The organism is Microcoleus sp. Pol1C5 (genome assembly GCF_036701115.1).
GTDB lineage: Bacteria > Cyanobacteriota > Cyanobacteriia > Cyanobacteriales > Microcoleaceae > Microcoleus.
Map to the genome: position 1 here is coordinate 1 of NZ_JAUBQE010000105.1, position 9,257 is coordinate 9,257.

A 9,257-nucleotide genomic window follows, 5' to 3' on the forward strand; every position below is an offset into this window, starting at 1 on the left:
GTTATTGCTTCTTTAACAGGATGGCAATTTATTTTAGATGCCATATCTGTAGCAGGATTTTAGGAAACTGGTATTACGCACTTCCCTGGATGACAACCCACTCAGAACATAGATATAATCAAGAATATAGCCCTGATACACATCAGAAAAAATGGTAGTTTATTGCGCGTAATTATCATTAATTCGGCTGGGCACAATTGGAGGATGATTCTGGTGGGGAGTATGGGTGAAGCGTCCCGCCTGCTGTGAAAATACACGCCTTCGGGAGCATGGGCAAACCAACAAAAAAACTCAAAATCCTCCCGCTATTATGCAACGCTCCGTCCTCAGTAGGTCTTTTGACGGGTTTGTCACCCCGCGCAGATATTCACCACCACAAAACAAAAAAAACCCGATTTCTTGGAGAAACCGGGTTTCTGAATACCCTCAAATTTTTAGGTTTAATAAAGTTTTGATTCTTCTTAACTCAAAACTCTCACGACTCATATCAAATCCGTTAGCATCCGAATAGTAAATTCGAGTTGACTGTTGACAGTGAACCGTCAACAGTCAACCGTCAACATCATTCCGGTGTAACCGGAAATGATATCACAACTTAAAACTCTTGAGATTTGGCTGTTGTTTTTGCCCGATCGAGCTTTAAAATCAACACCCCCAAAGGTGGCAAACACAAGTCGATCGAATAAGCACTGTTGTGGAACCACCACTCATCAGTCCACTTGCCCCCCAAATTCCCCATATTGCTACCGCCGTATTCCCGCGCGTCGCTGTTAAACAACTCCGTATAGAAACCTGGTTCCGGCACTCCTACCCGATAGTGAGAGTGTGGCTGGGGCGTAAAATTGCACACCGTCACCACAAACTCGTCGCCATCCTTCTCTCGGCGCACAAAAGCCACGACGCTGTGTCGGTTGTCGCTGCAATCAATCCACTCAAACCCATCCTCAGCAAAATCTTGACTGTAAAGTGCCGTTTCGCTGCGGTACAGATTGTTCAAATCCTTAAAAAATAGCTTCAACTTTTGGTGTGGTTCGAATTGCAGCAAACGCCACTCCAAATCCCCCCAAACGTTCCACTCTTGCCACTGACCGAACTCCATCCCCATAAAGATCGTTTTCTTTCCGGGATGAGCGAACATAAAAGTAAACAAACACCGCACGTTTGCAAACTTTTGCCATTCGTCCCCTGGCATTTTCCCGATGATGTGGGCTTTGCCGTGAACTACCTCATCGTGGGACAAAGCCAGCATGAAATTCTCGCTGTGGTTGTACCACATACTGAAAGTTATGTTGTTCTGGTGGAACTGGCGGAACCACGGGTCCATGTGGTAGTAGTCGAGCATATCGTGCATCCAACCCATGTTCCACTTCAGGTTGAAACCCAAACCCCCTACATAGGTCGGCCAAGATACCATCGGCCAAGAGGTAGATTCTTCGGCGATCGACAGCGCACCTGGGAAATAGCTAAAAATGACGTGATTCGCCTGTCGCAGAAAATCTGCCGCCTCGATATTTTCCCGGCCCCCGTACTGGTTGGTCAGCCATTCTCCAGGTTCGCGACAGTAATCCAAATAAAGCATCGAGGCTACGGCATCTACACGAATCCCGTCGATGTGGTACTTGTCAAACCAGAACAGAGCGTTTGATACTAGGAAATTCCGCACTTCGTTGCGCCCGTAGTTAAATACTAGGGTTCCCCACTCTTTGTGTTCGCCCTTGCGGGAATCGGCGTGTTCGTACAAGTGAGTTCCGTCAAAGAAAGCCAAACCGTGGCCGTCTTTGGGGAAATGTCCCGGTACCCAGTCCACCAGTACGCCAATGCCGTTGGCGTGGCACTGGTCAACAAAATACATGAAATCTTCAGGTTTGCCGTAGCGGGAAGTTGGGGCGAAATAGCCAGTTACTTGATAGCCCCAAGAACCGTCGAAAGGATGTTCGGCGATGGGCAGCATTTCGATGTGAGTGAATCCCAAATCTTTGACGTAGGGTATCAGCCGATCGGCTAATTCCCGGTAAGTCAGAAAGCGCGCCCCGGGATTAAGTTCCGAAACCTGCACGGGTGGTTCTATTTCCCCATTTGGTAGCACGGCGGGTTCGTCAGTAGCGGCGTGCAGCCAAGAACCGATGTGGCATTCGTAAACCGAAATCGGCTGCGTCAGTGGGTCTGTGTGCCGCCGCTTTTCGATCCAAGCGCTGTCGTGCCACGTGTAGGTGTCTAAGTCCGTGACAATTGATGCTGTTTTCGGCCGCACTTCTTGCTGGAAACCGTAAGGATCGGACTTTTCGTAGGGATGTCCGTCTTGGTTTTTCACTTCGTATTTGTAGGAAGTTCCCACGGATAGTCCCGGAATAAATAATTCCCAGATGCCATTTTGCGATTTCCGCATTTGATGTTTGCGGCCGTCCCAATAGTTGAAATCTCCTAAAACAGAGACATTGCGAGCATTCGGAGCCCAAACGGCAAAATATACTCCTGTGATGCCACCTACCTCGGTGAGGTGCGCCCCGAGTTTTTCATAAATGCGGTGGTGATTGCCTTCTGAGAATAGATGCTGGTCGAATTCTGTGAGTTTGGGCGATCGAAAGGCGTAGGGATCGTAGATGAAGCGCTCGTGTTCCCCTTCTTTGACCCGCAATTGATAGTTTGCTAGTTCTGGGGTGTCGATCGTACATTCAAAAAAGTGAGGGTGATGCTCTGATTTCATCGGGTATTCGGCCCGGGCCTCCGGCACAAATACGGATACTGCATCCGCATTCGGCAGATAAGCTCGGACGACCCAGACTTTTTTGCCATTTTCTTCGATCGCGTGAGGGCCTAGCACTTCAAATGGATCGTGGTGCTGATTCCAAACAATGCGGTCAATCTGTTCAAAGGGGACGGTCGCGGGCATAAAACTACTTACCTCAATCTTTTAACTAAATGGCTTTCAAAACCTAGAGTGGCGCTGCACTTTACATTTCGATACATTTTTGATCGCTGATCCTACCACTGATTAGCATGATCTTGCCTGCTGCAGTTCCAGCGCGCGCCCTTGCACGCACAGCAGGCTGTTGCCTTGCCGGCGGCGGAGCTGGGGTTTGACTGCTAACATCTAAGTATAGAAATATTAAAACAAATTGAAAAATTTATATTTTTTCCCAACTACCATTGACTTTTTATTTAATATGTGATATTAAAATTTTTCCAACTCTTGTCGATTTGCCACTGCAGGAAAGTCAACCCTGTAAGTGTTGGGCAGGAGTTAATAGTTTACCTGGAATTTTTATACAGGGACGATCCCCCGATCGGTAGACTTTCACCTCCCGGAGGCTGGGTTTGCCCACAAAGCCCATGAATTTGGGCAATACGCTCAAACAGCAAAGGATGCTTAACTCGATATTGAAGAATCAAAGCTAAAGGACTCAGCATGGCGACAGCAGCAAGGAATATCTGCCATGCTCAAGGCATCGCCTACCAAACTAGCACCATCCTACCAGCGACGGTGCAATAGGTTTAAAGCAGCACTCAGGCGCAACGGGAGCGAGTTTTGCCGAGGCCGGGTCAATACCGAACTTGCGCGGCGCCACTTGAATCACTAAACTGGCTCAAAACAGACGGGTCGATTTGCTTGCCCGCACTGGCGAGAAACTCGTAGTCAACAAATCGAGTAGCAGTGCCGATGCTTTCATCGAGCCAGTCTTCGAGCATCCAAGCCTCAGCTTGCTTTTTTCTCGTCTGTGGGAACAGCGGCGGGGAAGGAAAGCGAGACTCGATCGACAGTGCAAAATTTGCGTCGAGTCTCCGAGATCCTCCGGTTGATATTCAGTTGAAGCAGCAGCACTGGCAATGTCCTCAAACATCCTGTCACAGGCTTGAGTTTCAAAACGTGCAGGCCGGGAGTCAAATTTTCTAGTTGAAAGGGAATGCTCTTGTAACGCCGCGAATCAGCGGAATTTGCTGCTGTAAGGGGACGTAGTGAACTTGAGTAGTAAAAGCATTAGACAATTACTAACACCCAACTTGAGACCTAGACCTATGAGATGAAAAAATGCGAGGAGCGAAGGATTTTTCACCGGGAGGCTAGGCTCGTTGGGCAAACACTCTCGGATCGCCCTAGTTAGGGAGACGTTTTAGGAGAAGGGGAAGCTTTTCCAGCACCCCCTGCTCCACCAGCCCCTGCTCCACCAGTCCCAGGAGTGGACTTTGGAGATGGAGAAGAAGCAGGAGGAGTAGTAGTAGTGCCAGTGCCGCCAGTGCCGCCAGTGCCGCCAGGAGAGGGGCTAGAGCTGGGGGTGGTGGTATCTCCTCCGCAGGCGCCGAGGGCTACTGCCAAGCCCACTACCAAAGTCAAACGAATTAATCCCTTGTTCATAAAAACTCCTTAACATTGAAAACCCATCGCAAGGAAGGGAATAGTTTACTTGAGAAACAATGCTGGCACGAATAGCTCAACGATTCGCTCGTTGATTACAATACTGCATTTATTCATAAATTTCACATAGATTATCGCTAACCAGCAAAGATTTCTTTTTTTTGGCAAATCCTGAAGTCAAAGAGACCGGTGGTAGGATGGGTTGGTTGGCTTGTGAGGTATCTTTGGTAAGGATAACCGATCGAACGCAGATAGCCACCACTGGCGATCTAGGAGACAAAAAACTCTTAACCTCAATCAAGCTGAAGCTACCCCACTTTACGTATTGGTGAACTCTATGACCGCTGCTATCAGATCCCCGGATTCTCCCCGCTCCCGATCGGCCCGCAAGCCCGCTCCTGGTCCAGCCAAAAGCAAAGTTACTTCTATTGCCCGGGCTAGGCGGGCGAAGACAGGGCCGGTATTGCCCAACTACTCGCCAGCCGACGAACAGGCTCAGGCTCGGTCCTCGGCATCGGTGATCAAAGTCCTGCCCGATCGCCAGCAGCAGCCAGTGTGGTTGCGATCGCTCCTGCAGGCACAGCGCGCCTCCTCAGTGGCAGCACTTATGCTTTTGGGCGGTGCTCTGAGTCTCTACGGCTTGACTGTTTACGGCGAGCAGCGCTGGAGCCAGGAGTATCAAAAGCTGGAAACTCTGCGCCTCCGGGAACAGCAATTGAGTGCTTCTAGCGAAGTCTTGAAACACCAACTTGCTAAAGAAGCCCAAAATCCCGAAACTGGTTTGGCTCCGCAGAATCCAGGGGACACGATTTTCTTGCAGCCGGCCCCTGAAACTAGATCGCCCCTTGCGACACCAAATTCTGAGCCCGCTCTCAAGAATCGCTCCGGTGTGGAAACACCGCTGGGCTATTAAACCTGTGTCAAAGCGTAGAGCGCCCGAGGACCTGAGTGTCCGAGGGCCTGAAAATTCGAGGATCTAATTTTTTTTTTGACTTTTTTGCAAGTCGCGATCGATTTTCTGCTTCCAACCGGAAGTTACAGATTAAAAATAATAAGACCCCTTAAAAAAACAGAATCCAACTGTAGGTGTGAGCCCAACCCTGCTCATTCCCAAGTTGTAAATTTTATTTTTTAAGATTTAAGTTATAAATTATAAATTCTAAAACGCTCTAACTTGCTATTGAATTTTTAATGCCATGAGCTACGACCCCCGTTTTGACCGCTACAGATCGCCAAATTTCAAACGCACAAAACAGGCGGGCGATTCCCTACGGGATAGCTTCGCCGCGCGTACTGGGTGGGAAAAACCAGCCAAACCTAGATCTTCGGGCAGTTTCGGCCGATCGCCACAACAGACGGCTGCATCTTGGGGGCGGCCGGTGGAGCGTTTAAAGCGCAGCAAGTTCCGTTTGTGGGCGGTGTGGGCGGTGTTGATGCTGGGGGGGCTGGGGCTGGCTGTGAATTTGTTTTATTTGCAGGTGACGCGAGCTCCGGCGCTGCGTAAACAGGCAGAGCAGCAGCAAACTCTCAAAACGAAGCCGTTTGTACCGAGACGCCCGATAATTGACCGCGCAGGAAATGTTTTGGCGATAGACAGACAGGTGTACACGCTCTATGCTCACCCGAAGTTGTTTAACCACTCGAAGGCGGAAATTGCTGCTAAATTGGCTCCGATGCTGGCGATCGATCTGAGTCCGGGAACTACGTCGGAAACTGAATTGATACGCAGGTTTAATCTTGCTGAAAGCGGTATTACAATTGCGGAGTCTCTGCCTCAAGAGGTTGCCGATCGTGTCGCTCAGATGCAAATTAAAGACAGTCTGGTCGATGGCTTGGAGTTGCTGCGGCAGCAGCAGCGTTTTTACCCGCAGCAGGAGTTGGCGGCGGATATCCTCGGTTATGTGGACGGGGAACGGAAGGGACAAGCCGGGGTGGAATACAGCCAGCAGAATTTGTTGGAACGATCGATGCCGTCGATTCAGTTTAGCAGGTCGAGCAATGGGAATTGGGTTCCCGATCGGCTGACGGCGGGATTTGTGCAGCTTGATGACTTGAAATTGCAATTGACGATCGACACTCGCTTGCAGCGGGCTGCCCGAACAGCGCTTAAGGAAAAAATGAAGCAACACGATGCGAAGCGGGGCACGGTGATTGTGATGGATGCCCGAAACGGGGAATTGCTGTCAGTTGTAGCGGAACCTTCTTATGACCCGAATCAATATTTTAATTTCGATTTGTCGCGCTATAAAAATTGGGCTGTAACTGATGTTTATGAGCCTGGTTCGACTTTTAAAGCGATTAATGTGGCGATCGCTCTGGAAGCTGGTGCGGTGAAACCTAATACTGTCTTTAAGGACGAAGGCAGGATTTACATGGATGGCTGGACTATCCAAAATTCCGATTACAAATTCGTAGGCGCGCGCGGTCCTTCGACTGTTACTGAGATTTTGAAACATTCTAGCAATGTGGGGATGGTACACGTAATGAGAAGTATGAAAGCTTCTCTTTACTATCAAGCTTTAGAAAAACTTGGACTCGGACAAACGGCAGGGAGTGATTTGCCTTTTGAAGTAACCAGTCAGCTTAAAAATCGAGAGCAATTTATTAACTCTCCGGTGGAAGTTGCTACTACGGCTTTTGGGCAAGGTTTTTCGATTACTCCGATGCAGTTGGTGCAGCTTAACGGCGCTTTGGCTAACGGTGGCAAGTTGGTGACTCCTCACGTTGTGCGGGGACTTTTTGATAGGGACGGTGAAGCTTATTGGAAGCTTCCGAGGGCGGTTCCAAAGCAGGTTTTTTCCCCGGAAACTACTAAGCAGGTGTTAGAAATGATGGAAACTGTAGTTGATGGTGGTACGGGGAAAGCTGCACAAATTCCTGGGTATCGGATTGCTGGAAAAACGGGCACGGCTCAAAAAGCTAATGCTGGTGGGGGTTATTCTGACAAGGCGATTATTACTAGCTTTGTGGGGATCATGCCTGTGGAGGCTCCTCGGTATGTGGTGCTGGCGGTGATTGATGAGCCAAAGGAGGGTTCTTCGGGGGGTACGGTGGCCGCGCCGATTGTGGAGTCGGTGATGGAGGCGCTGATTTCTATTGAGAAAATTGCGCCGAGTAAGAAGTAGTTGATTATATCTAAGATGTGGCGTCAGGAATTGACATCGAATATAACGCTCGACAACAAGGCTATTGAGGACACGGCAATGCCGTTTTCCTCCCCCAAAATAGTTGAATGCGCGATCGGATATAACGATCGACAACAGGGCTATTGAGGACGCGGCAATGCTCCAAAATAATCGTAGCTTGCCGGGTTCCGGGCGATGGGGCGATCGGATGTAACAATCGCCCAATTTGTAGGGAAACATCACTTCCGTGTCCTGATTTCCGGTAATATGGTTTTCCCGGACGCACGCTACCTCAGTGACTCAGTAACAATATCTTTTGTCTTGAGCTTTGGGTTGTCTTTGGGAGATGCGTTTATGTCCTAAAAGAGTGGAAATGATGATGCAGCGTTGGCTGTTTCTTAAGTTGGGATGATATAGCGTTAGGGTTCCTTTGGCTCTTATACTCGTTAGCGTGCAGTCATGGTCGCTTCGAGATACGGGGCAACCTCTGTGGTTGAACATGACGCGCCGGATTGTGCCGTTTGTTTTTTGCTCGTTGCTTTCATTTACTTGGAGCACAGTTGTTTCATCTGTATCTATTTGAATTTGCGGTTCTAAGTTTTTCCATTCACTGGCTGCTACTTGGCCTGGGGGAATATCGGCTGGGTGAACAGCTACTTGTAAATTTTCTCCTACTTGTTTGAAGCTGGCTTGCCATGAAATTTTGGATCGTTTGGCGTTGCTGTGGGCAAGTTCCATTGCCCAATAAGCTCGATCGAGCGATAACTTTAAACGGTGATTGTTGATAAACATTAGCCAAGAGGGGGCGACGATCGCACTAAATATTCCTATGATTAAAATAATTATCAATAGCTCTATCATTGTAAAACCTGCGGCAGGTGTAGTGGCTCTGCCTTTGAGCGTTTTATTTATTGACACGTAGATGTACTCCCTGATATTTAGCTGGCCAAAAAAACAGCTAGGAGGAGCTATTTTTTATTGGCTATATTTTAACTTTTGGTTTGGGGAGTGCATAGATCGGTATTTACTGAAAATTTATGCACATTTAAAAAAGCGGGTGAGGACACGGTAGTCAGGAAACGGTAGTGCGGTTTCCCTACAGCAGTTTTGTCGATCGCCCGATCGCATCCGAGCCCGAAGGTATGTAGGGAGAATCTCAGTTTTGCAGCCAAGCTAGAAATTAGAGTTTTGAGGCAGGAGTTTTGAGGCAGGAGGCTGAAGGAAAGGATCTCGTGAGTTTATGGCGTAAAATATAGCAATCAATACAGTTAGAGCGATCAATTTTTATTGAGACTATCGATTAGACTTGCCTGGAGTCAGGGCGGAAACTTGTACTCAAATTGAGTGACAAATTTACTTTCGACGGTCGTGTTTTAGCGTCAAGAATAGTTTGTCCTCAGTGTGAGAATTATACACAAGAACTCCATCAGAATATTGCGGACTTATGGGCAATCGCGCGATCGGATATAACGATTGCCCGGTTAAGGGTAGGGAAACGGCACAGGGGTTTCTTAATTTAGGGTAACGGGTAAAATCAACCGGATCGGATGTAACGATGCCCGATTTGTAGGGAAACGGCAGTGCCGCGCCCTGATTTCGGGTAATATCGTTTTCCCTGACGCACCCTACATCAGTGACTATGTGGTTTTTGATGCGGGCGATCGCTCCTCCGGCACTAAATATTGCTGTACCTAACGGTAAATTGTTATTAGACATCTCCCAAAACTCGCAAAGCTTATCTGGCAAAGGCTTTGCGAATTATAACTCTTCTCAAAAATCTC

7 protein-coding genes are annotated in these 9,257 nt (G+C 48.5%); 2 read left to right on the forward strand and 5 right to left on the reverse strand.

The annotated features are described in order from the left end of the window. Positions 1–595: 595 nt before the first annotated feature. The 3 genes from glgB to QUA23_RS30160 all read right to left on the reverse strand — a co-directional run bounded on the left by glgB (position 596) and on the right by QUA23_RS30160 (position 4,351). On the reverse strand, positions 596–2,890 hold the full coding sequence (gene glgB / locus QUA23_RS30150) for a 1,4-alpha-glucan branching enzyme (RefSeq protein ID WP_333079571.1): 2,295 nt from the start codon (positions 2,888–2,890) through the stop codon (positions 596–598). Between the two features lie 650 nt (positions 2,891–3,540). Beyond that, positions 3,541–3,687, reverse strand: coding sequence for a hypothetical protein (locus QUA23_RS30155; protein ID WP_333079570.1), 147 nt, complete (start codon positions 3,685–3,687; stop codon positions 3,541–3,543). A gap of 409 nt (positions 3,688–4,096) precedes the next feature. Beyond that, the gene (locus QUA23_RS30160) at positions 4,097–4,351 is read right to left on the reverse strand and encodes a serine protease (protein WP_333079568.1); all 255 of its coding nucleotides are present in this window, start codon (positions 4,349–4,351) and stop codon (positions 4,097–4,099) included. 337 nt (positions 4,352–4,688) lie between these two features. On the opposite strand from QUA23_RS30160, the gene QUA23_RS30165 reads away from it, so the two are divergent. Together QUA23_RS30165 and QUA23_RS30170 are read left to right on the forward strand one after the other, a co-directional pair. Continuing rightward, positions 4,689–5,264: a hypothetical protein gene (locus QUA23_RS30165; protein WP_333079566.1), complete on the forward strand. Its 576-nt coding sequence runs from the start codon at positions 4,689–4,691 to the stop codon at positions 5,262–5,264. Between the two features lie 283 nt (positions 5,265–5,547). Then, positions 5,548–7,476: a penicillin-binding protein 2 gene (locus tag QUA23_RS30170; protein WP_333079565.1), complete on the forward strand. Its 1,929-nt coding sequence runs from the start codon at positions 5,548–5,550 to the stop codon at positions 7,474–7,476. A gap of 61 nt (positions 7,477–7,537) precedes the next feature. Here the strand turns inward: QUA23_RS30170 and QUA23_RS30175 are convergent, their stop codons facing one another. Both QUA23_RS30175 and QUA23_RS30180 read right to left on the reverse strand, forming a co-directional pair. Next, positions 7,538–7,762, reverse strand: a complete 225-nt coding sequence (locus QUA23_RS30175; RefSeq protein WP_333093966.1) for a hypothetical protein — start codon at positions 7,760–7,762, stop codon at positions 7,538–7,540. A 14-nt stretch (positions 7,763–7,776) separates the two neighbouring features. Further along, positions 7,777–8,394 carry a prepilin-type N-terminal cleavage/methylation domain-containing protein gene (locus QUA23_RS30180; protein WP_333079564.1) on the reverse strand — a complete coding sequence of 206 codons (618 nt, stop codon included), beginning with the start codon at positions 8,392–8,394 and terminating at the stop codon, positions 7,777–7,779. Positions 8,395–9,257: the final 863 nt, after the last annotated feature.

Coding starts and splice junctions, on each gene's coding strand:
- glgB (WP_333079571.1), bottom strand. CDS start 2,890: ATGCCCGCGACCGTCCCCTTTGAACAGATTGACCGCATTGTTTGGAAT.
- QUA23_RS30155 (WP_333079570.1), bottom strand. CDS start 3,687: ATGCTCGAAGACTGGCTCGATGAAAGCATCGGCACTGCTACTCGATTT.
- QUA23_RS30160 (WP_333079568.1), bottom strand. CDS start 4,351: ATGAACAAGGGATTAATTCGTTTGACTTTGGTAGTGGGCTTGGCAGTA.
- QUA23_RS30165 (WP_333079566.1), top strand. CDS start 4,689: ATGACCGCTGCTATCAGATCCCCGGATTCTCCCCGCTCCCGATCGGCC.
- QUA23_RS30170 (WP_333079565.1), top strand. CDS start 5,548: ATGAGCTACGACCCCCGTTTTGACCGCTACAGATCGCCAAATTTCAAA.